At 67.1% G+C, this 20,804-nt stretch carries 22 protein-coding genes and 1 tRNA gene; 17 read left to right on the forward strand and 6 right to left on the reverse strand.

What is annotated here, in order from left to right:
• Window positions 1-16 precede the first annotated feature (16 nt).
• The 13 genes from rpsP to OF850_RS02620 all read left to right on the forward strand — a co-directional run bounded on the left by rpsP (window position 17) and on the right by OF850_RS02620 (window position 11,203).
• Window positions 17-355: a 30S ribosomal protein S16 gene (gene rpsP, locus OF850_RS02560; RefSeq protein ID WP_301588118.1), complete on the forward strand. Its 339-nt coding sequence runs from the start codon at window positions 17-19 to the stop codon at window positions 353-355.
• 35 nt (window positions 356-390) lie between these two features.
• The gene (gene rimM / locus OF850_RS02565; RefSeq protein ID WP_301588119.1) at window positions 391-876 is read left to right on the forward strand and encodes a ribosome maturation factor RimM; all 486 of its coding nucleotides are present in this window, start codon (window positions 391-393) and stop codon (window positions 874-876) included.
• Window positions 873-1,586 carry a tRNA (guanosine(37)-N1)-methyltransferase TrmD gene (gene trmD, locus OF850_RS02570; RefSeq protein WP_301588120.1) on the forward strand — a complete coding sequence of 238 codons (714 nt, stop codon included), beginning with the start codon at window positions 873-875 and terminating at the stop codon, window positions 1,584-1,586. Before rimM ends, trmD begins: the two co-directional genes overlap by 4 nt.
• A 27-nt stretch (window positions 1,587-1,613) precedes the next feature.
• Window positions 1,614-2,015, forward strand: coding sequence for a 50S ribosomal protein L19 (gene rplS / locus OF850_RS02575; RefSeq protein ID WP_207536752.1), 402 nt, complete (start codon window positions 1,614-1,616; stop codon window positions 2,013-2,015).
• Between the two features lie 64 nt (window positions 2,016-2,079).
• Window positions 2,080-3,501 carry a 3-isopropylmalate dehydratase large subunit gene (gene leuC / locus OF850_RS02580; protein ID WP_301588122.1) on the forward strand — a complete coding sequence of 474 codons (1,422 nt, stop codon included), beginning with the start codon at window positions 2,080-2,082 and terminating at the stop codon, window positions 3,499-3,501.
• Complete coding sequence (gene leuD, locus OF850_RS02585; RefSeq protein WP_301588123.1) at window positions 3,498-4,109, forward strand: 3-isopropylmalate dehydratase small subunit; 612 nt, start codon at window positions 3,498-3,500, stop codon at window positions 4,107-4,109. The genes leuC and leuD overlap by 4 nt, the downstream gene beginning before the upstream one ends.
• Complete coding sequence (gene leuB / locus OF850_RS02590) at window positions 4,106-5,218, forward strand: 3-isopropylmalate dehydrogenase (RefSeq protein ID WP_301588124.1); 1,113 nt, start codon at window positions 4,106-4,108, stop codon at window positions 5,216-5,218. The genes leuD and leuB overlap by 4 nt, the downstream gene beginning before the upstream one ends.
• A 62-nt stretch (window positions 5,219-5,280) precedes the next feature.
• Window positions 5,281-5,356: transfer RNA gene (locus tag OF850_RS02595), tRNA-Arg, on the forward strand.
• A 421-nt stretch (window positions 5,357-5,777) separates the two neighbouring features.
• Window positions 5,778-6,326 carry a methanogen output domain 1-containing protein gene (locus OF850_RS02600; RefSeq protein ID WP_301588125.1) on the forward strand — a complete coding sequence of 183 codons (549 nt, stop codon included), beginning with the start codon at window positions 5,778-5,780 and terminating at the stop codon, window positions 6,324-6,326.
• A 22-nt stretch (window positions 6,327-6,348) separates the two neighbouring features.
• A complete protein-coding gene (locus OF850_RS02605) occupies window positions 6,349-7,398 on the forward strand; it encodes a sensor histidine kinase (protein ID WP_301588127.1) in 1,050 nt (349 codons plus the stop codon).
• Between the two features lie 3 nt (window positions 7,399-7,401).
• The gene (locus OF850_RS02610; RefSeq protein ID WP_301588128.1) at window positions 7,402-7,914 is read left to right on the forward strand and encodes a response regulator; all 513 of its coding nucleotides are present in this window, start codon (window positions 7,402-7,404) and stop codon (window positions 7,912-7,914) included.
• 458 nt (window positions 7,915-8,372) lie between these two features.
• Complete coding sequence (locus OF850_RS02615) at window positions 8,373-8,648, forward strand: hypothetical protein (RefSeq protein WP_301588129.1); 276 nt, start codon at window positions 8,373-8,375, stop codon at window positions 8,646-8,648.
• A 503-nt stretch (window positions 8,649-9,151) separates the two neighbouring features.
• Window positions 9,152-11,203: a hybrid sensor histidine kinase/response regulator gene (locus OF850_RS02620; protein ID WP_408906457.1), complete on the forward strand. Its 2,052-nt coding sequence runs from the start codon at window positions 9,152-9,154 to the stop codon at window positions 11,201-11,203.
• 191 nt (window positions 11,204-11,394) lie between these two features.
• On the opposite strand, the gene OF850_RS02625 is transcribed toward OF850_RS02620, so the two are convergent.
• Window positions 11,395-12,210, reverse strand: coding sequence for an IS5 family transposase (locus OF850_RS02625; protein WP_301588132.1), 816 nt, complete (start codon window positions 12,208-12,210; stop codon window positions 11,395-11,397).
• Between the two features lie 217 nt (window positions 12,211-12,427).
• The gene (locus tag OF850_RS02630) at window positions 12,428-12,832 is read right to left on the reverse strand and encodes a response regulator (RefSeq protein WP_301588133.1); all 405 of its coding nucleotides are present in this window, start codon (window positions 12,830-12,832) and stop codon (window positions 12,428-12,430) included.
• A 106-nt stretch (window positions 12,833-12,938) separates the two neighbouring features.
• On the opposite strand from OF850_RS02630, the gene OF850_RS02635 reads away from it, so the two are divergent.
• On the forward strand, window positions 12,939-13,994 hold the full coding sequence (locus OF850_RS02635; RefSeq protein WP_301588134.1) for a sensor histidine kinase: 1,056 nt from the start codon (window positions 12,939-12,941) through the stop codon (window positions 13,992-13,994).
• 165 nt (window positions 13,995-14,159) lie between these two features.
• Here the strand turns inward: OF850_RS02635 and OF850_RS02640 are convergent.
• Together OF850_RS02640 and OF850_RS02645 are read right to left on the reverse strand one after the other, a co-directional pair.
• Window positions 14,160-15,280, reverse strand: a protein-coding gene (locus OF850_RS02640) for an IS3 family transposase (protein WP_408906452.1) whose coding sequence is annotated in 2 segments (ribosomal slippage) — window positions 14,160-15,037 and window positions 15,037-15,280 — 1,122 coding nt in all. Because the reading frame shifts where the segments join, the coding sequence is not laid out codon by codon here.
• A gap of 285 nt (window positions 15,281-15,565) precedes the next feature.
• On the reverse strand, window positions 15,566-15,856 hold the full coding sequence (locus tag OF850_RS02645; protein WP_301588137.1) for a hypothetical protein: 291 nt from the start codon (window positions 15,854-15,856) through the stop codon (window positions 15,566-15,568).
• 408 nt (window positions 15,857-16,264) lie between these two features.
• Between OF850_RS02645 and OF850_RS02650 the strand changes: the two genes are divergently transcribed.
• Window positions 16,265-16,897, forward strand: coding sequence for a hypothetical protein (locus OF850_RS02650; RefSeq protein WP_301588139.1), 633 nt, complete (start codon window positions 16,265-16,267; stop codon window positions 16,895-16,897).
• 400 nt (window positions 16,898-17,297) lie between these two features.
• Here OF850_RS02650 and OF850_RS02655 read toward each other — a convergent pair whose 3' ends face one another.
• The gene (locus OF850_RS02655) at window positions 17,298-18,329 is read right to left on the reverse strand and encodes a Bug family tripartite tricarboxylate transporter substrate binding protein (protein WP_301588140.1); all 1,032 of its coding nucleotides are present in this window, start codon (window positions 18,327-18,329) and stop codon (window positions 17,298-17,300) included.
• 224 nt (window positions 18,330-18,553) lie between these two features.
• Between OF850_RS02655 and OF850_RS02660 the strand changes: the two genes are divergently transcribed.
• Both OF850_RS02660 and OF850_RS02665 read left to right on the forward strand, forming a co-directional pair.
• Complete coding sequence (locus OF850_RS02660; RefSeq protein WP_301588141.1) at window positions 18,554-19,429, forward strand: phosphonopyruvate hydrolase; 876 nt, start codon at window positions 18,554-18,556, stop codon at window positions 19,427-19,429.
• Window positions 19,430-19,478: 49 nt separating this feature from the next.
• Window positions 19,479-19,808: a DUF962 domain-containing protein gene (locus OF850_RS02665; RefSeq protein ID WP_301588142.1), complete on the forward strand. Its 330-nt coding sequence runs from the start codon at window positions 19,479-19,481 to the stop codon at window positions 19,806-19,808.
• On the opposite strand, the gene OF850_RS02670 is transcribed toward OF850_RS02665, so the two are convergent.
• Complete coding sequence (locus tag OF850_RS02670) at window positions 19,809-20,786, reverse strand: Bug family tripartite tricarboxylate transporter substrate binding protein (protein WP_301588143.1); 978 nt, start codon at window positions 20,784-20,786, stop codon at window positions 19,809-19,811.
• Window positions 20,787-20,804 lie beyond the last annotated feature (18 nt).

The following is a 20,804-nucleotide window of genomic DNA, read 5'->3' on the forward strand; positions in this document are numbered from 1 at the left end:
GCAGGAGAGTTAGTTCATGGGTCTGAAGATTCGCCTCGCCCGCGCCGGCGCCAAGAAGCGCCCCTACTACCACATCGTGGTGGCCGACAGCCGCTCGCCGCGCGACGGCCGCTTCATCGAGAAGTTGGGCTCCTACAACCCGATGCTGCCGGCCGAGCACGCGGACCGCATCCGCCTGCAGGACGACAAGATCAAGGAATGGCTGGGCAAGGGAGCGCTGGCGACCGACCGCGTCGCCAAGTTCCTCGGCAAGGCCGGCATCATTCCCATGCCCGTGTTCCCCGAGCAGCCGAAGCAGTCCGCGCCGAAGAAGAAGGCGCAGGAGCGCGCGGCCGCAGCCGCGGCGGCTGGCTGAGCATCCGCCTGGGGTGAGCGAGCGTGGCGTCGGGGATGATCCTGCTGGGCGAGATCGGGCGGCCGCACGGCGTGCGGGGCCTTCTGCGCGTCCGCAGCTTCACCGCCGCGCCGCGGGACCTCGCCGCCTATGGCCCGCTCTTCTCCGAGGATGGGCAGCGGCGCTTCGCCCTTACCATGCTGGCCGATGACCTCGCCCGCATCGAGGGGGTGGCGGACCGCGACGAGGCGCAGCGCCTGACCGGCACCAAGCTCTTCGTCCCACGCGACGCCATGCCGGAGCCGGAGGAGGAGGAGTTCTACCTCGCCGACCTCCAGGGGCTGGAGGCGGTGACGGAGGCGGGCGAGGCGCTTGGCCGGGTCCGAGCCGTGGAAGACCATGGTGGCGGTCCCTTCCTGGTGCTGGACTCGACGCCGGAGCGGCTGGTCCCGTTCACCCGCGCCGCCGTTCCGGTGGTGGATGTGAAGGGCGGCCGCGTCGTCGTGGCCCCGCCCGACGAGGTGGAGGCGAAGCCGGAATGAGCTGGCACGCCACCTGCCTGACGCTCTTTCCCGGGATGTTTCCCGGGCCGCTGGGCGAATCCCTCGCTGGCCGCGCGCTGCGCGACAGGATCTGGCGGCTGGAGGCGCGGGACATCCGCACCCATGGGCTCGGCCGGCACCGCACCGTGGACGACACGCCCTTCGGCGGCGGCGCGGGCATGGTGATGCGCCCCGACGTGGTGGACGCGGCCATCGCGGAAGCCATGCCGGAAGGCGATGCGCGCCCGCTGATCTACCTGACGCCGCGCGGGCGCCTCCTGGACCAGCCCCTGGTCCGCGAGCTGTCCGCCGGCCCCGGCGTGGTGCTGCTCTGCGGCCGCTACGAGGGGGTGGACCAGCGCGTGATCGAGCACCGCGCCATGCAGGAGGTCTCCCTGGGGGATTTCGTGCTGAGCGGCGGGGAGATGGCGGCGCTGACCTTGCTGGATGCCTGCGTGCGGCTGCTGCCCGGCGTGATGGGCGCGGCCGAGAGCGGGGTGGAAGAAAGCCACTCCGCGGGACTGCTCGAATACCCGCACTACACGCGCCCGGCCGAATGGCAGGGGCGCGCGGTGCCGCCGGTGCTGCTCTCGGGCCACCATGCCGAGGTGGCGCGCTGGCGGCGCGGAGAAATGGAGGCGGCGACGCGGGAGCGGCGCCCTGACCTCTGGACCCGACATCTGGTTGCCCGCGAAGGCGCGGCGGCCTAAACGGATTGAATCGAAAGGACTAGTGCCATGAACCTGTTGCAGCAGTTCGACGAGGCGCAGAAGCAGCGCCTTCTCGCCGAGCGCCCCGTTCCCGAGTTCGCCGCCGGCGACACCGTCCGCGTGATGGTCAAGGTGGTCGAGGGCGAGCGCGTCCGCACCCAGGCCTATGAGGGCGTGGTGATCGCGCGCTCCAACCGCGGGCTGCACAGCAACTTCACCGTCCGCAAGCTCTCCTACGGCGAGGGCGTGGAGCGCGTCTTCCCGCTGCACTCTCCGTCCATCGCGGAGATCAGCGTGGTGCGCCGCGGCAAGGTCCGGCGCGCGAAGCTGTATTACCTGCGCGGGCGCACCGGCAAGTCGGCGCGCATCGCCGAGAAGCTGGGTCTGCGGACCGACCCGGCCAAGGCCGAAGCCCAGGCGCAGGGCTGACCCACCAGGGGCCGCAGCCGTAGGGTTGCGGCCCTTCCTGTTTCTACCGTCGGGGGAACGCACAATGGCCGAAGCACGGCCCCGCACGCTGTTCGACAAGATCTGGGACCATCACGTGGTCGAGACGCTGCCCGATGGGACGGCGCTCCTCTACATCGACCGCCACCTCGTCCACGAGGTGACGAGCCCGCAGGCCTTCGAGGGGCTTCGCGCTGCCGGCCGCCCGGTGCGCCGGCCCGACGCCACGGTCGCCGTGGTGGACCACAACATCGCCACCGACGCCACGCGCCGCACTGGCATCACCGACCCCGAGAGCCGCCTCCAGGTCGAGACGCTGGAGCGCAACGTCGTCGAGTTCGGCGTGCCCTACATCCCGCTGCTCGACGCGCGACAGGGCATCGTCCACGTCATCGGTCCGGAGCTGGGGCTCTCGCTGCCCGGCATGACCATCGTCTGCGGCGACAGCCACACCTCCACCCATGGCGCCCTCGGCGCGCTGGCCTTCGGCATCGGCACGAGCGAGGTGGAGCACGTGCTCGCCACGCAGACGCTGCTGCAGAAGCCGGCCAAGAACATGCGCGTGACGGTCGACGGCACGCTGCCCCTCGGCTGCACCGCGAAGGACATCGTCCTCGCCATTATCGGCAAGATCGGCACGGCCGGCGGCACAGGCCACGTGATCGAGTTCGCCGGCGAGGCGATCCGCGCCCTCGACATGGCCGGGCGCATGACGATCTGCAACATGTCCATCGAGGCGGGCGCCCGCGCCGGCATGGTGGCGCCGGACGAGACGACCTTCGAGTACGTGCGGGGCAAGCCCCACGCGCCGCAGGGCGAGGCTCTCGAGCGCGCCGTGGCCTGGTGGCGGTCGCTGCCCAGCGACCCCGGCGCGGTGTTCGACAAGGAAGTGACGCTGCGGGCCGAGGAGATCTTGCCCATGGTGTCCTGGGGCACCAGCCCCGAGGACGTGCTGCCCATCACCGGCACCGTGCCCGATCCTTCCAGCTTCGCCGACGAGGCGCGGCAGGCGCAGGTGAAGCGCATGCTGGACTACATGGGGCTTCAGGCCGGGCAAAAGCTGACGGACCTCAAGGTGGACGTCGTCTTCATCGGCTCCTGCACCAACTCGCGCATCGAGGACATGCGGATCGCCGCCGACATCGCCAGGGGCCGCAAGGTCGCGGACGGCGTTCGCGCCATGGTGGTGCCCGGGTCCGGCCTCGTGAAGCAGCAGGCCGAGGCGGAAGGGCTGGACCAGGTCTTCAAGGAGGCCGGGTTCGAGTGGCGCGAGGCCGGGTGCTCCATGTGCCTCGGCATGAACCCGGACAAGCTCACGCCGGGACAGCGCTGCGCCAGCACCTCCAACCGCAACTTCGAGGGCCGCCAGGGTCCGGGCGGGCGCACGCACCTGCTCAGCCCCGCCATGGCCGCCGCGGCCGCGCTGGCCGGGCACCTCGCCGACGTCAGGGAGTGGCAGCCGCGATGAAGCCTTTCACCACGCTCACGGGCATCGCAGCGCCGCTGCCCAAGGCCAATGTGGACACGGACCAGATCATTCCGGCCCGCTTCCTCAAGACCATCCAGCGCACCGGGCTGGGCCGGCACCTCTTCGCCAATTTCCGCTTCCGCGAGGATGGGTCCGAGAACCCGGACTTCGTGCTGAACCAGGAGCCGTACCGCAAGGCCGAGATCCTCGTGGCCTTCGAGAATTTCGGCTGCGGCTCCTCGCGCGAGCACGCGCCCTGGGCGCTGCTCGACTTCGGGATCCGCTGCGTCATCGCTCCCGACTTCGCGGACATCTTCCACAACAACAGCTTCAAGAATGGCATCCTGCCGGTGAAGCTGCCGCGTGAGGTGTGCGAGAAGCTGATGGAGGATGCGCGGATGGGCGGCAATGCGCGCCTCTCCGTGGACCTCGAGCGTCAGGTGGTCGTGCGTCCGAATGGGGAGGAGATCCCCTTCGAAGTGGATGCCTTCCGCCGCCACTGCTTGCTCAACGGCCTGGACGACATCGGCCAGACGCTCGAGCACAAGGACTCCATCGACTCCTACGAAACGCGGCAGCGCGCTTCCCAGCCCTGGCTTTTCGCATGAGCGCGAACAAGAAGCTGCTCGTCCTGCCGGGCGACGGCATCGGCCCGGAGGTGATGGGCGAGGTCCGCCGCGTCATCGACTGGATGGGCCGGCGCCGCGCCGCGTCCTTCGACATCGAGGAAGGCCTTGTCGGCGGCGCCGCCATAGAGGCCACGGGCACGCCTTGCCCCGATTCGACGGTGGAGGCCGCGATGCGCGCCGATGCCGTGCTGTTCGGCAGCGTCGGCGGCCCGCGCTGGGACAAGCTGCCCTTCGAGCAGCGGCCGGAATTGGGCATCCTGCGGCTCCGCAAGGATCTGGGGCTCTTCGCCAACCTGCGCCCCGCCGTGGTGCTGGACCCGCTGGTGGACGCGTCGTCGCTGAAGGCGGATGTCGTGCGCGGGCTCGACATCATGATCGTGCGCGAGTCCACAGGCGGCATCTACTTTGGCGAACCGCGCGGCGTGCACACCGGACCCGACGGCAAGCGCACCGGCATCGACACCGAGGTGTACACGGAGGACGAGATTGCCCGCGTCGCGCGCGTGGCCTTCGACCTCGCCCGCAAGCGCCGCAACAAGGTGACGAGCACCGAGAAGGCCAACGTCATGCAGTCCGGGCGCCTGTGGCGCGCGGTGGTGAGTGAGGTTCACCAAGCCGAGTTCCCGGACGTGGAGCTGGAGCACATGTACGCGGACAACGCGGCCATGCAGCTCTGCTCGCGCCCCAAGCAGTTCGACGTGATCCTGGCGAGCAACCTGTTCGGCGACGTGCTGTCCGACCTCGCGGCGGCGCTTACCGGCTCGCTCGGCATGCTACCCTCCGCGACGCTCGGCGCCGTGCAGCCTTCGGGCAAGCGTCATGCGCTGTACGAGCCGATCCATGGCTCCGCGCCTGACATCGCGGGGCGCGGCGTCGCGAATCCGTCGGCGCAGATGCTGTCCTTCGCCATGTTGCTGCGCTGGTCCTTCGGCATGGAGGAGGATGCGCGGATGATCGAGGCGGCGGTGGAGAAGGTGCTGGCCGGCGGCCTGCGCACGGCCGACATCATGCAGCCCGGCCTCGCGCGCGTCGGCACCGCCGTGATGGGTGAGGCCATCCTGCGTGAGCTGGAGAAGCTCGCCGCGTAAAACGCATGGGCGAGGGGGGTTGCGCCGCATCGCACGCGGCGTTATCTCCCCGTCCACGGTCAGCGCCCGTAGCTCAATGGATAGAGCACCAGACTACGGATCTGGGGGTTGGGAGTTCGAATCTTCCCGGGCGCGCCATTCTATTTTCAATCAAACCCTTGGATTACGCGTGAGAGCGCGATCTCCCATCTGGCGAGGTCGCGAAGCCAAACCGGACATTGACCGGACGGCGATCCATAAATCCCTGCGCCCGATCCTACCTCCCGCCATACGTAATGCTGTCTTCTCAAGTGCCACGCCACGGCGGCATGCTCCGTCGAACGAGCTTTGCTTGGTCGTCCGGCGCGTCGCTCGCCATCCTGGCGGTGGAGGGCGCCATGCAGAAAGCGGCGGCGGGGAAGAAAGTGCCCCACTATCGAGCGCGAGTGCCTCGCGCGGGCGCGGGGGTTCAGTAGGGCCAGCACACTTGAGTCTGACCGAGCCTAGCGGTGGTGGCGGCCTTCCGATACAGTCAGCTCGTCGGAACCATCCCTGGCGTCACCTTCAGAGGAACACGTCAATGGACCACCCAGCCACCGAGATCGGCGCCACAAAGAACGTGGCCTGCCTCCCCCTCCCTTTGGAACGCGATGTCTTCCTCCGGCGTCTCCTCCGTGAGTTGGCAGGGACCCTCCAGGACGTTGTCGGCGTCCAGGAAGCGTCAGGCTATATCAGCGTCGTGGGTGCGAGCATCGGCGAGCACATCGATCACGCCTACCGCAGCGCCCTTTCGGTGGACCGGCTGTCCCGTGACCAGGTGGCGGCGGTGCTCGTCGATCTCAAACGCCGCATTCAAGGCGACTTCTTCGTCATCGAGGAATCGGAGGACCGCATCGTCTTCGGCAATCGGGCGTGCCCATTCGGGGAGCTTGTGCTGGGCCGGCCCTCGCTCTGCATGATGACGTCCAACGTGTTTGGCGCCATTGCCGCGGAAAACCTGGGCTATGCGGCTGTCTCCTTGGAGCGCACTATCGCGCAGGGTCACGAAGGCTGCCGCGTCGTTGTTTATCTCCGGCCCTCGGACGGTGTCCGGCACGGTATGCGAGAATACTTCCGTAAAGATGACTGAGGCGGATGCAGGCGCCCGGGCTGTGATTGCCGTCCTGGCAGAACCTGCGGTTCTGGTGAACGGCAAGGGAGTGGTCCTGTACGCCAACGGACCTGCCATCCAGAGCCTTGCTCTCTCCCCAGGAGAGGCGACCGGCGTCAACCTTGCGTCGCTGTGCGACACGCCGGAGGATGGAGAAGCATTCTCGGCTCTGCTCCATCGGGCCTCCGGAACGGCGTCCTCGCTGCCAGGCGTGGTTACCCTCCGGATAGCCACGAGCGGCAGCCAGCGGTTCCGCTGCCAAGCCAGCCGCATCGGTGGAGGTGGAGGAACCCGGGTCCTCTTGCGTCTCGTCGAGGGCAACGACCAGCGCTTTGCAGAACTCAACCGCAAGATTGGCGATCTTCACGATGAGGTGCGGCGACGGCGCCACTTGCAGGCACGACTTGAGGAAGCGCTCCGCGACCGGGAACTGCTTGTGCGGGAACTGCACCACCGTGTGAAGAACAACCTCCAGACTTTTGTCAGCCTGCTTCAGGCCGCCGAGCGGGAAGGTGGCAAGGAACCAGCGGCGGTGCTCCGGGAGGTCTCACGCCGGCTTTCCGCTGCAGGTGCGGTCCATCAGCTCCTACATCAGGAGGGCGCGATCCGGGGCGTGGCGGCCGCCACGTTTCTCGGCCACCTCGGCGCACTCATTGCCAAATCGCTCGGCGCCGAGGGACACCTTGCCATCGCATCCGGGCAAGCTGAAATCCCCAATGACACGGCGGTACCACTCGCCCTGATTTTGAACGAGCTGCTGACCAACGCGGTGAAGCATGGCTCTGCGGGCGGGCCCCTAGTGCCCATACGCGTGTCATTGGATGAGCTGGAGGGGGGCATACTGGAACTCACGGTCGAGGATGGTGGGGCTGGCTTTCCGTCGGCGGCTCCAGAAGCAGGGCGTCGCGCCTCAGGATTGGGCCTCGTGCGGGGCTTGGCGCGTCAGATGGGTGGCACGGTCACGCTGGGACAGAGTGCGCTTGGCGGCGCGCGGTCCTCGGTCCGCTTCCGGCCGCCTCAGCTGGAAGCAGAACGACAGGCTGGGAATTGACAGATGGGTGTTCAATTCTTGTTGCAGGCTTTCCTCCCTGCGCTGCCCGCTCGGTGGTCTTTGGAGGCGCAGGATCAGAGGCGCTACGCAGTGCCTGAACCCAGCTCCGGCGCTCGGGCCCGGAAGGACAGGGCACGCCTGCTGCTGGTTGAGGACGACTATCTGATCGGGCTGAACGCCGAAATGATTCTGACCGACGCGGGCCATGAGGTGCTGGGTCCCGCCACGACGGCAGATGAGGCCATTGCCCTTGCGGAGGCGGCACGCCCTGACCTCGTGCTCATGGACATCCGGCTGGCCGAGGGCAGCAGTGGCTTGGAGGCTGCGGCTGAGATCTTTCAGCGCTTGGGAATCCGTAGCCTGTTCGTCAGCGCGCACGCCGACGATCGAACGCGCGAACAGGGGAACCGGGAGGCATCGCCGGTCGGATGGCTGGCCAAACCCTATTCCTCCGAGGAGCTCGGTCGCGCGGTCACCAACGCGCTCCTGGTTCTGCGCGGGCCTAGCCTTACCTAGACAGGGTGTTTTGCCGCGGCCCTATGGCTCCGCGCTTCGGCCCGTTTAGATCGATGAGGCTGGGAAAAATCTCCTGGACAATCTTGCGGCGCGGGGAGACGAGGGCGCAGCCTTCGCTCATGTCTCGTACCGAGGGCGAGCCCCTCCTCCCCGTCGCGGTCTACCTCGGCAGCGCGGATCGCTATCACCTCTCGACCGACTGCGGAGGATGCCACTGCGCCGTTCCCATGGGCATACGCCGGGCAGCTAGGTTGGGGGCGGGATGACCACGGAGGAGTGGCTGGCGCGCCCGCGCTGCGTCGAGTTTCAGCACCGAGGCGCGCTGTTGAGCATCTGCGCCGACACGCGGAACGCCGGGGGATCCAGCGAGGCGGGCCGGAGCCGATGATGCAGGAGGAGTGAGCACCACCACAAAGCAGGTTGCAGGCGCTCTACCTTCAAATGATAGCTTGGCAGGCATGAGCCGCGCCTCTGCCCCGTTTGCCCTGCTGATCCTGCTGGCGGCCTGCGCCGAGACGGCTGTCGTTCAGCTCGGCGCCAACCGCTACCGCGCGACCACGGACAACACCTGGACGGCTGGAGGCGCCGAAACCCAAGCCATCCAATCCGCCCAGGCCCATTGTGCCCAGCGCGGCCTTGTGGCCGAGGCGAACGTCACCGCCTCCCACACTGCCTCGTATTCCCAATACGGGCGTGCGAGTGTGGAATTCTCATGCGTGCAGGCCAAGCCGTGAGGGGCCTGTTCCTCGTCCCGCTCTGCTTGGTCGCCCCGTGCGCCCAGCGCACGGGCGCGTTGCCGCTGATTAGCCGTGCGCTCCCTGCCTGGTACGGAGGATGACAGCTTTGGACACGACTCTCACGCGCGTGACGGAGGCGAGGCCGATACGCGTGTCTGGTCATGAGCGCTGAAGATTCATCCGCCGCAACACGCGGCGAATACGGCGCGCCTCGTATCCCGAGACTTTCCACCTTCCTCGTAGGCCTCGTGGCGATCGCCCTCGTGCCGCCTCTCGTTGCAGGTGGAGCAGCTGTATGGAGCGTCACAGAGAGCCGGCAGGAGGCGGCTGAGGCACGGCTCCTGGCCACAGCACGTGGCCTCTCCCTCGCCATCGACCGTGACTTCGGCGGGATCGTGGGCGCTCTCTCCGCTTTCGCAGCTTCGCCCGCCCTTGGGAGCTACCCTCTTCAGCCGCGCGACCCGGCTGCCGTGCATGCCCAGGCGGTTCGGATCGGCCAGATGTATGGGGCAACCGTAGCGGTCCTAGCCCCCGATGGAGAGCAGGTGCTTAGCTCCCTTCGTCCACTCGGCGTCCCCATGCCGCCCGCATCCTCGTCCGCAGCGGTGCAAAGTGCGCTCACTTCGGGACAGCCCGCTGTTGGGGATCTCGTGATCGGCTCACTCTCCGGCCGGCCTGTGGTCTCGATTGCGATTCCTCTGAGAGACAGGACAGGGGAGGCGGTGGGCGTCGCCGTCGCGGCCATAGGTGCTGAACGTTTCCGCGACTTGCTCGCGGCGCAGGCTCTTTCCGATGGGGCCTTCGCGGCGGTAGCCGACTCCCGCGCCATCCTCGTCGCGCGCTCCGACGCATCACACGACCGTCTCGTCGGGCGGCCCTTGCCTGCCGAGAACGTCCGGCTCTTCGCGGGGATGGAAGGGGGTGTCTATCGCGCGATCGCTCTCGATGGAGTGGAGCGCGTCTTTGGCTTCGCGACCGTGCCCACCGCAAAGGGATGGACCGTCTTCGTCGCTGATCCCGCAGCACGCTTTGACGCAGCCTGGCGCTGGCCGCTCCTCGTGCTCCTGGCGAGCGGCACTTTGGCCGTCATCCTTGGTGGGCTCGCGGCGGCGTTCGTCGCGCGTCGCATTCTCCAGCCTGTTCAGCAACTCCGCCACCATGCCGAAGCTCTCGCTGCCGGTCGGGCCGCGCCCTTGGCCACCAGCAACCCACCTGCTGGCATTGCGGAACTCGAGGTGTTGCGACACGGCTTCGCCGAGGCCGAGGCCGCCTTGCGGGCGAGTGAGGGATCGCTGCGCGCCCTGAACGAGGCACTCGAGGCACGCGTGCGCCAGGAGGTGGCGGCGCGCGAGGACGCTCAGGCGCGGCTTGCCCAGGCGCAGCGCATGGAGGCGCTCGGTCAACTCGCCGGAGGTATTGCACATGACTTCAACAACGTCCTCCAGGCCGTGGGGGGCGGCGCGAAGCTGATTGAGGACTCAGCGGACAATCCGTCGCGCGTGCTCCGGATTGCCGGGATGGTCCGAGAGGCTGCAGGGCGGGGCTCGGCCGTAACGCGACGCCTTCTAGCCTTCTCTAGGCGTGCCGATCTGCGTGCAGAGCCGCTGGACGTTAGAGATCTCCTCGAGAGCATGCAGGAGGTGCTCGCACACACCCTTGGCGGGGGGATACGGGTGAAACTGGAGGTCGAGGCCGGTCTTCCGCAGATGCTCGCCGACAAAGGACAGTTGGAGACGGTCCTGGTGAACCTCGCCACAAACGCGCGGGACGCCCTGAGTGGCCAGGGGACGATCGAGCTGTCCGCTGCAGCGGCGCTAATCGCCGGGGAGGGCGCGAGACGGCGGCCGCAGCTCCAGCCGGGCGCCTACGTGCGAATGTCCGTGCGTGATGCCGGTGTGGGCATTCCCCCAGAAGTGCTGGCGCATGTGTCTGAACCCTTCTTTACGACAAAGCCGCGAGGCAAAGGGACCGGGCTCGGCCTCGCAATGGCGCGCGGCTTCGCAGAACAATCAGGCGGAGCCCTTGCCGTCGAAAGTGAGCTCGGCCGAGGCACGACGGTGTCAATCTGGCTGCCGGCCGCCGAGGAGGATCTGCGGAAGCCGCACCGTTCCATTGCGGATGTGCCAGTGCCGGCACAGGGGAGGCGAGGACATCTTCTGGTCGTGGATGACGAGGCAGTCGTGCGTGAGATCACCGCGGAGGGGCTGAGGGCATCTGGGTTCACCGTTCGGACCGCTGAGAGGGCGTCGGATGCACTGGCGGTCCTGGACAGCCGCGAGGAGGTGGATCTCTTGGTATCCGATCTATCCATGCCGGAGATGGATGGCCTGGCGCTCATCCAGGACGCCCAGCGCCGGCGGCCGGGTCTTCCGGCTATCCTGCTGACCGGTTTCGCGACAGACACGGCGGAACTCGCGATGTCTGGCGCGCTCAGCGGCGCTTTCTCCCTTCTGCGCAAGCCGATTGATGTGAAGGCGCTGGCTGACCGTGTCGCCATGCTCCTGGAGGCAGCGGATCTGGCTGTGCGGGACCGGACCGGGGGGCCGGAGTGAGATACCGGTTGAGACCCAATGGACCATATGAGACGCGGCCCCGGCCGGTCTCGCCTTCTTGGCGGCGGGCATAATCTGCATAGGTCTCCTGAGGTGCGGATAAGCGACCGCTTGAGCGCCCGGCAGCCTTTGTCCGGGCGGGGTCGACTCCTCCGGTTGTCACTGACTGTCCGCAAAGTGGCTTCCGTTGATCAAGCGAGGCGGCGAAGCATGATGCGGCTCATGGCGGTGTGGATCATGGCGATGCCGGTTTCGGGCAGCCGCTCGTAGTCACGGGCGAGGCGGCGGGAGCGCGAAAGCCATGCGAAGGTGCGTTCCACCACCCACCTGCGCGGGATGACCTGGAAGCCTTTGGGCTTGTCCTCCAGGCCGGGACGCCACGCTTGGCGCTGACGGTGAAATGGCACCCCGACACGCCATCCTCTGGCCTGGTCCAGCCACCTGGCGAAAGGGCCAGTGTAAGCTCCGTCCGCCCAGACCAGTTCGAGACGGGGCAACGCGCTAGATGACGTCATCTCGACCATCTGCCGCGCCCCTGCCGTGTCGTGCAGGCTAGCTGCATGGATGTGGGCGAGGAGGATCAACCCAGAGGCATCCACCAGCAGGTGGCGTTTGCGCCCGAAGGTCTTCTTGCCTGCGTCGAACCCGCGTTCAGGGCCGCCTGCGCCCGTGGCGCGTGCTGTCTGGGAGTCGATCACTCCTGCCGAGGCTTCGCGGCTTCGCCCCGCCTTTTCGCGGGCGTGCTCGCGCAGCCTGTCGTGCAGGTGCTTGAGCGTGCCGTCCTTGCGCCGGCGGGTCAGCTGCGAATGAACCGTTTGCCAGGGCGGGAAGTGGCGCGGCAGCATGCGCCACGCGCAGCCGGATCGGACAAGATAGAAGAAGGCCTCCGCCATCATCCGGCGTGGCCACTTCAGCGGACACCCGAGGCGGGACGGGCGCGGAAGCAGTGGCTCCAGCACCGTCCATTCGCCGTCGCTCAGGTCGGAGGGATAGGGGCGGTCGGGCATGGCGACCTCCAGCACAATTGTGCCGGATCAACGCTCTACTCTCGCATCCGCCCTTTGCGGACAGTCAGTCAGTACGGCAGCTTCCGTTCGCGGAAAAATTCAAGTAGTGCGGCGTCTGGACACGTGGGAAAATTATCAAAAAATCTCGTGACCATGGCTGGGTTCAGAGTACGGGCCAAAGCTCCTGAGGGATGTGTCCCTTGGGGGGCAACGGCCATCACAGCGACAGAGAAGGAGACGCGCCAAGAAGGCCCATGCTCGTGAAGGCCCTCAAGATATCACTAGTCAAAGTGGGCTTGATCAGAAGGGTGAGCGGGCCCTCGCCCTCTCGGCTGAGGGAGGCCGCCCCACCCGTGGGGGGGCTCCCAGTCACCACAACAACGGGCAGCAGAGGCCGTGTCTCCCGCAACTGGCGGATCAGATCCTCGCCCCTCAGACCAGACATCTTGAGGTCAGTCACCAACACGTCAAAGACTGCGCCAGTCTGAGCTTCGGACAGGGCGCGCTCGCCATTCGGCGCCCATGTGACCTTGCAGCCCCACTGCTCCAATTCTTCGCGAAAGAAGAGGGCAATGATCGCTTCGTCCTCAGCGAGCAGCACCCTGAGCAGGGCATCTCCCATCTTTGTCAAACTTCTGTGCCCATACGTACGTTTTGACGCCCGGTGTGCCCTTAGCCGGCCGTGCAAAAAATAGGTATCTTTCCTGATGCCCGTCCCTCCGAGCCCCATGGTGCAGCTTTTTCTGCTGACCGCCACAACCCGCGCCCTTCCGATCGCAGTGCGCTATGCGGGCGCTACGGTGCTGATCCTTGCCGCTGCGTTGGCACGGTATGCCCTCTTCGGGACGGAGCCTGGCCGACCCTACTTCACGTTCTATCCCGCCATCGTCATCACTGCGGCGGTCTTCGACCGGATGAGCGGTTTCTATGCGACGGCTCTCAGCAGCGTCGCGGCGGCACTTTTCTTTGTGGAGCCGAGCAGGGATCTCTGGCCCGAGGAGGCTCAAGAGTTTGGCGCGCTCCTTTATTTCGTCCTGTCCTCTTTGCTGGTCGTCTCGCTCCTGGAGGCCCTTCATGGAGCCCTCAAGGAGGTTTCGGAGCGCCGCAAGCAGGCTGAAGAAAGCGCGGTGGCGCTCGCCAGGGCCGCTTCAGACCGCGATACGCTGCTGCAGGAGATGGTCCACCGCTCACGCAATGACAGCCAGCGCCTCTTGGCCATGATCCAGCTTCAGGCGGCGATGCCTAACATTGAAAGCAGAAGCGTCTCACAGGCCCTCACTGAAGTCTCGGAGAGGGTCGCGGCCGCGGCGCGGGTCAACCGGTACCTGGAGAGTTACTGGTGGTCTGACGCTACCGTGAACATGAAGGAGTTCATTGAGGGACTCATGGCCGACCTTCAGAGCAGCACCGAGGCCGTGCGCCCCGTTGCCTTTCAGGTGGACGCTGAGGCCCAGCCTTTACCTATCGCGCGGGCCATTCCTGCGGGCCTCATCGTGAATGAACTGGTGGGTAACGCTCTCAAATACGCCTTTGCGGATGGTCGAGACGGGAACATTTGGGTCACGCTGCGCCGGCAGGGAGAGGAACTGGTGCTGACGGTGGAAGACGACGGCGTTGGCTTCAATCCAGGTACACCGCCGCAGGGGACGGGGATCGGTCTACGCTTGGTAAGGGCCCTGGCCGCCCAGCTCGAGGGAGCATTAGCGACGAGCTCGACGCGTGGCAGCGGCGACAGTGCGAAGGGGGCCGGCTGGATCGTGCGTTTCCCCGCTAAAGCGTGTTAGCGCCAGCAACCGCCTCACCCGAGCGATCCGCGAGGGCGATCCGCTTGTGAGGCGGCGGTTCTGAGCGGCACGAGCTATGGTGACCTGCCCCCTTAGAAACGGACCGCCGGTAAAGTGAGCCCGGCGGAGCCTGAGGCGCTTGGCTTTGGTGGTCCAGGTGCAGTGTTAGCCCTCGCCGGTCGTCGAACCCTCCACCGCTGGTGAAGGGCGTGTCAGCAAAAGGTATTCCTGCGGCGTCCGCTGGCCAAGAGCCATCTGAGGTCGGCTCTCGTTGTAGTCCCGTCGCCAAGCCTCGATCACCGCCCGTGCCTCGGCCACCGTTTCAAACCAGTGCAGGTTCAGGCACTCGTCGCGCAGCGAGCCGTTGAACGTCTCGATGAACGCATTGTCCGTCGGCTTGCCAGGGCGCGAGAAGTCGATCCGCACGCCGTGGTGATAGGCCCACAGGTCGATCAGCTGACCAGTGAACTCCGCCCCATTGTCAGCAAACATATACTTCGGGGCACCGCGCTGGCGCACCAAGCGGTTCAGCACTTCGACCACGTGCTCGCCCCGGAGCCGCTGGCCCACCTCGATGGCCAAGCCTTCACGGCTGTAGACATCGACCACCGTCAGCGCTCGGAACTTGGTGCCCTGGCTGAGCTGATCGTGGATGAAATCCAGGCTCCAGGCCTCGTTTGGTCGTCTGGGAATGCAGCGTGCCTCCCGGTGCACTGCCATCTTGCGCCGCCTTGGCCGCTTGCTGCGCAGGGACAGGCCCTCCTCGCGGTATAGACGCCAGACGAGGTTGCGGCCGACCTCCCAGCCGTCGCGCCGGAGCATGATGTGGATGCGTCGGTAGCCATAGCGGATTCGGGTCGCCGCGATCTCGCGCATGCGCTGACGGATCTCGAGACGCGGATCCCGCGTGCTCGGCTTGCGCTGCGTCGAGCGGTGTTGACGCGTCAGAGAACAAGCCCGGCGCTCGCTGTAGCCGTGGCGGCTCGCCACGTAGGCCACAACCTCCTTCATGAGCGCGGGCCGGGAAACTTTTTTGACAGCACGTCCCGCAGCACGGCTTTGTCCAGGCTCAACTCCGCGACGAGCTTCTTCAGCCGGGTGTTCTCCTCCGCGAGCTGCTTGAACTCCCGGACCTGGTCTGTCTCCAGTCCAGCGTACTGCTTTTTCCAGCGATAGAAGGTCTGCTCGGAAATGCCGACCCGGCGCGTCAGCTCAGCCACCGGCAGGCCCAGCTCCGCCTGCTTCAGCACCGCAACAATCTGCTCCACCGAGTATCGCTTCTTCATGGCCAATCTCCTCCATCCAATCTGGGGAAATCCGCCGAAAAACTAACATCAAACATGGACCACTTCCGCCGTGTCACCTCACATGGCCGCCGCCCTCGAATGCACCATTTGGCTCAGGCTCGGCGACAGCCATGCTCCACTGAAAATTTGCTTGGCCCTCCTCGTGGGGACTGGTCAACCTAGGCGCTTCGGTAGCGGTAGCGCGGGCGACCCTCGGGGCCGACTTGCTCGATCACGTCCAGTTCATTGGTCACGGCCGCGAGTATCACCCCAAGCGGGTGCGGACTACTCTTGCCGGGTGACCAGCAGGAACCCGTCGCGGGCGATGGCGTCGGGATTTCGCGAATCGGCACAGACGGTCAGCGTTGCGTTGCGGTTACCGCAGGCGGTGCAGCGCAGTCGTGCTAGCCAATCCTCGGTGCGCATGCCCGCGGCGAGCCGGACGGCCCGGCGAAACCCCATCTTCACAGTGCGCTGGCATCCCAGGGTCCTGCAACCAATGCTCAGCCAATGTCGGTCGGCGTCGCCCAAGAACTGCGTGAGCGGCAGGAGGGGCTCGTCGTCGAGTCGCGGCATGGTAAGAGTATGGCGTGAACAAAACAAGAACACATCGGTCGTGGGGGAGAGGCGCTCAGCAGGAAGAGGTTAGCCACTCCACGCGCAAAGCCAAGGATAACCGCGGATGGTTTGGGGCGGTTAGCCAAGTATAAGTGTCTGTTTCGACAGTATTATTCTCGTCTTCCCGGGCGCGCCACTTTCCCTTCTTCGTAAAGCATGGCGTTGATGGCAGCCGGGGCGTGATGGGTCAGCCATTTCGCGCCAGATTGGCGGGGCCGCACCACTCTGTTCGGAAGCAAGATCTCCGCCAGGGCGCTGCCCTCTGCCTCCGCCGCCACCCCTCCGCGAAACGCTGCCCCTCGCGCGGCATTGCACCTAGGCCTGGGCCGTCGCGGCGAGGAGCAGCACGGCAGGTGAGGGAGGTGCATGGGCACGCTTGCGAGCGTCAGCAGGTCGATTGCCGGCCTCTTGCCGCCTGACAACTGGATGCGAACCATGAGCGCATCAACGGGGATGGAGCGATCAGCCGTGGCGGAACTTTCCCAAGCATGGACTTTGTTGCAAGAGGTCGAAGGCCGCACGTGGGCCGCTTGGGTGCAAGCAATCGGTTCGGTTCTGGCAATTCTCGTCGCCGCGCGCATCGCGAGCAGGCAGACGCGCATGGCGATGAGACGCGAGCATGCCGAGCAGAGGGACGTGCGCAGAGGCGTGGCCTTTCTCGCCAACAACCTCGCAAAGCTTCTCCTCGTGGCGCACGAAACACTCTCCGATCCGAAGGGCGGGCACCGGCTCGGCTGGTCCAGTATCCCGGCAATCGAAAATATCCTCAGCGTCCTGAGATCGGTGGATTTCAAGGCGACGCGCGATGCGCAGCTGATGCTAGAGGTTCAGACCGTGATTCAGTGCGGACTGACCGCGATAGAAATCGCCAGATCCGTCTCGGAACGTGAGGCCGAGAGCGAATTCCGTCCAAGCGAAATCGACGGCATCCGGGACATTGTCGACCTGCTCGGGAAGGTGGTTTCCGAGATCGACAGGAGAGGTCCCCAGCCGGCCTGAGTTCGGAACCGCCCAAATCATGCACCCGCCTCGGCGGCAACGGCCGCGCGTCCATCCTGACCTGCCTTCAGAAGAGATTCTCACGCTCGAGGCGCAGATGCTCGCACCGGATGTCCAGAATCCTTCGTATTCACCTAGGGCTTCCCTCGCCGCCATCGGGGCCTCACCGGGTTTGGAGGACAGGCGCTTGCCTCTCTCTGCGGCCGGCCGGCTGAGTGCCGTCTCGGGAGCCAGCGGCCGCTGCTTGCGGCAGGAGAGGGCGCTGCGGAACTCGATGTCGAGGCACGCCCGCCCCCCTCGACGGCTAGTGTCCGACCTTGCACCGGCATGCCGCGGTCACAGCGGTCAGATTCCGAGCGCGGGCAATGTCTCCGGCGGCGCCGCGCGACGCCAGGGCAGGTCAGTCCACTGTGATCCTTGCCTCCCGGATCAACGCCCGCCAACGCGCGGAGTCCATGGCGAGCAGGCGGTCCATCGTTTCCGGCGTAGAGGGTGTCGCCTCGACCCCGAGCTGGTTGAGGACCTGACGCACCGCCGGTTCCTCCAGCGCGGCGCGCAGCGTCGCGGCCAAGCGCTGCCGCACCGCCTGTGGCGTCAGGGCTGGGACCTGCAGCCCCTGCCAATTCTCCATCACCATGCCACCAATGCCGCATTCGACAAAGGTCGGTACGTCCGGCGCTCCGGGCCAGCGCTCGGCCGAGGTGACCGCGACCATACGCAGCCGTCCCGTGCGCACATGCTCTATCCAGGCTGATGGGGAGTCGAGCGCCATGTCCAACCGTCGGCCCAGCACGTCGGCCACCACCGGCGGGATGCCGCGATAGCGCACGTCACGGAGCGCGATACCGGTTTCCCGCTCAAGCAACCGCGTGCCGAGATAGCTGAGGCTACCGACGCCGCTGCTGCCATAGGTCAGAGCACCAGGCTGCGCCCGCGCCGCGGCGATCAGCGTACCGAGGTCGGGCGCACGATCGGTGTGGACGAAGAGCCCAGCCGGGTTGCGTCCGATGAGGCCGATGGAGGCGAAGTCCTCCGGCCGCCAGCTGCGCGAGGGGTTGAGGTGCGGCAGAATCGCCGCCGGCCCGACACTGGTGAAGAGCAGCGTATATCCGTCAGGCTCCGCCCGTGCGACGAACTCGGCACCGATTGCCCCACCGGCGCCGGCGCGGTTCTCGACGACCACTGGCTGGCCGAGCGCCGCCGAGAGATGGGGCGCCAGGACGCGCGCCAACGCATCGAGCGTGCCGCCGCCGGCCGGGAAGCCCACCACGGTTCGAAGGGGTCGCTGCGGCCAGGGTAGCTGGGCGCGCCCAGGTCGGGGGGCCGCGGCGGCCACAAGGCTCGCGGCGACGATGCGGCGGCGGCGCAAGAAATGGAGGGTCCCCCGGGTGGGCTTGGGAATGGCGGCAGGCGCACGGCAGGGCACAACCATGGAAGCTGTCTCCTCGAATGGGGAAAGCTGGGCTGTGCTCCGCGCCTGTTGGTTCGTTGGTCTTGCGAAGCAGCCAAGAGTATGGGCGAGGCGCCCCGCGCCTGTCCAGAACCGTGATGGGAGCGCAAGTTTCCTCCAGCCCGCACTCCCCCGACAAGCCGGCGATAAGTTCGCTTGCCGAGCAAGCGCGGCTGCTGCGAACTGGTGGCGAGAGGGGAACCCGAATGACGTCACGTAATGAAAGGGCTGAGGCGCTTCGCGCTCTTCTCAATCCGCACGACCCTGCCATCGCCATGGCCGCGCACAACCCGCTGGCGGCGAAGCTCGCCGCGGAGGCCGGGTTCGCGGCGATCTGGGGGAGCGGCTTCGAGCTTTCGGCCTCCTACGCCGTGCCCGACGCCAGCATCCTCCCCATGGGCACTCACCTCGAGATGATACGCAGCATGGGCGAGGTTCAGGACACCCCCATCGTCGCCGACATCGACACGGGCTTCGGCAACGCGGTGAACGTCGCCTACGCGGTGCCGCGCTACGCCGCCGCCGGCGTCGCCGCCGTGGTTCTGGAAGACAAGACCTTTCCCAAGGACAGCTCGCTGCGCCCGGGTGGCCGCCAGGAACTGGTCCCGGCGGGTGAGTTCCAGGGCAAGATCGAGGCGGCTCGCGCCCATGGCGGCATGCTGGTCATCGCCCGCACCGAGGCATTGATCGCCGGGCAGGGCGAGGCGGAGGCGCTTCGCCGTGGCGCCGCCTACGCCGAGGCCGGAGCCGATGCCGTGCTGATCCACAGCAAGAGCAAGTCGCCGGAGGAGATCCTGTCCTTCTGCCGCGCCTGGGATGGCCGCGTGCCCCTCGTGCTCGTGCCCACCAGCTATCCGCAGCTTTCCTTTAAGGATGTCGCCGCGCTCGGGAAGGTCGGCCTCGTGATCTGCGGCAACCATGCGATCCGCGCCGCCGTCGCCGCCATGCGCGACACCTTCCGGCGCATCCGGGAGGAAGGCGGCATCGCCGCGGTCGAGGGCCGCATCGCCAGCGTCGCGGAGATCTTCGCCCTGCAGGGCGACGACGCGCTACGGGGGCTGGAGCGCGACTTCCTGCGCTGAGCCGCCGATTCCACTTGGAGGCGGCGCCGGCCAGCGGCAAGCTTCAGGCATGGAAGACCGCTTCCGCTCCTTTGCCGAGTTCTGGCCCTTCTACCTGCGCGAGCACGCCCGCGCGGCGACAAGGGCCGTGCATGTCGTGGGAACCTGGGTCGCTCTGGCCGTGCTGGTGGTCGGCATCGTGAACGGGCCGTGGTGGCTCGTCCTGCTTGCGCCGGTGATCGGCTATGGCTGCGCCTGGGTGTCGCACTTCTTCATTGAGCGGAACCGCCCGGCTACCTTCACCTATCCCACCTGGTCGCTGCTCGGCGACCTCCGCCTCGCCTGGCTGGCGGCGACCGGGCGGCTCGGCGCCGAGCTTCGCCGCCACGGCCTCGGCTGACTACCCGTCCAGGCGGACGTTGCCAGCGCGCGCCACCTCGCGCCACTTCGCGATCTCGTTGCGGACAAAGGTCGCGAATCCGTCCGGCGTCTGCGGATCCGGGATGGCGCCCATGGACAGGATGCGCGCTTCCAGCGCAGGATCGCGCAGGATCTCGCCCACATCGGCGCTGATGCGCGACACGATCTCGGCCGGGGTGCCGGAGGGCGCCACCATGCCCGTCCAGCCGGCCGCCTCGTACCCGGGGGAAAGGGTCTCGGCGATGGTCGGGACGTCAGGAAGCTGCGGCAGGCGGCGCGGCTGCGCCACCGCGATGGCGCGCACGCGGCCCCCCTGGATCTGCGGCAAGGCGCTGGCGACGCTGTCGAACATCAGCGGCACCGTCCCTGCGACGAGATCCGCCATGCCCGGGCCGCTGCCGCGATAGTGCACGATGTTGAAGCGCAGCCCGGTGCGCATCTGCAGCAGCTCCGTCGCCATGTGCTGCGAGGAGGCGGGGCCGGCCGAGGCGATGTTCACCTCGCCCGGACGGGCGCGGACGCGTTCCGCCATCTCGCGCGGGTCGGCGGTGCCGAAGGACGGGTGCGCGACGAGAAGCAGCGGCACCATGACGATGTTGGTGATGGCGGCGAAGTCGCGCTCCACGTCGTAGGGCAGGCGCGGGAGCACGGAGGGCAGGATGCCGATCGTGCCCGAGGTGCCGGCACCCAACACGTAACCATCCGCGGCAGAACGTGCGACGGCATCCATCGCGGGCGCGCCTGCGCCACCGCCGCGATTCTCCACCACCACGCGCTGCGGCCAGCGCTGCGAAAGCTGGTCCGCCACGAGTCGGGTGAAGATGTCCGCGGCCTGGCCCGGCGGAAAGGGGACGATGATGCGGACGGGCCGGTCGGGCCAGGCGGGTTGAGCCACTGCGGGCGAAGCGAGCGCGGCGACGCCACCAGCCAGAACAATCCGTCGTGCAACCAATGCCATGGCTTCCTCCCTATTCAG

It is taken from the genome of Sabulicella glaciei (assembly GCF_026183895.1).
GTDB lineage: Bacteria > Pseudomonadota > Alphaproteobacteria > Acetobacterales > Acetobacteraceae > Roseococcus > Roseococcus glaciei.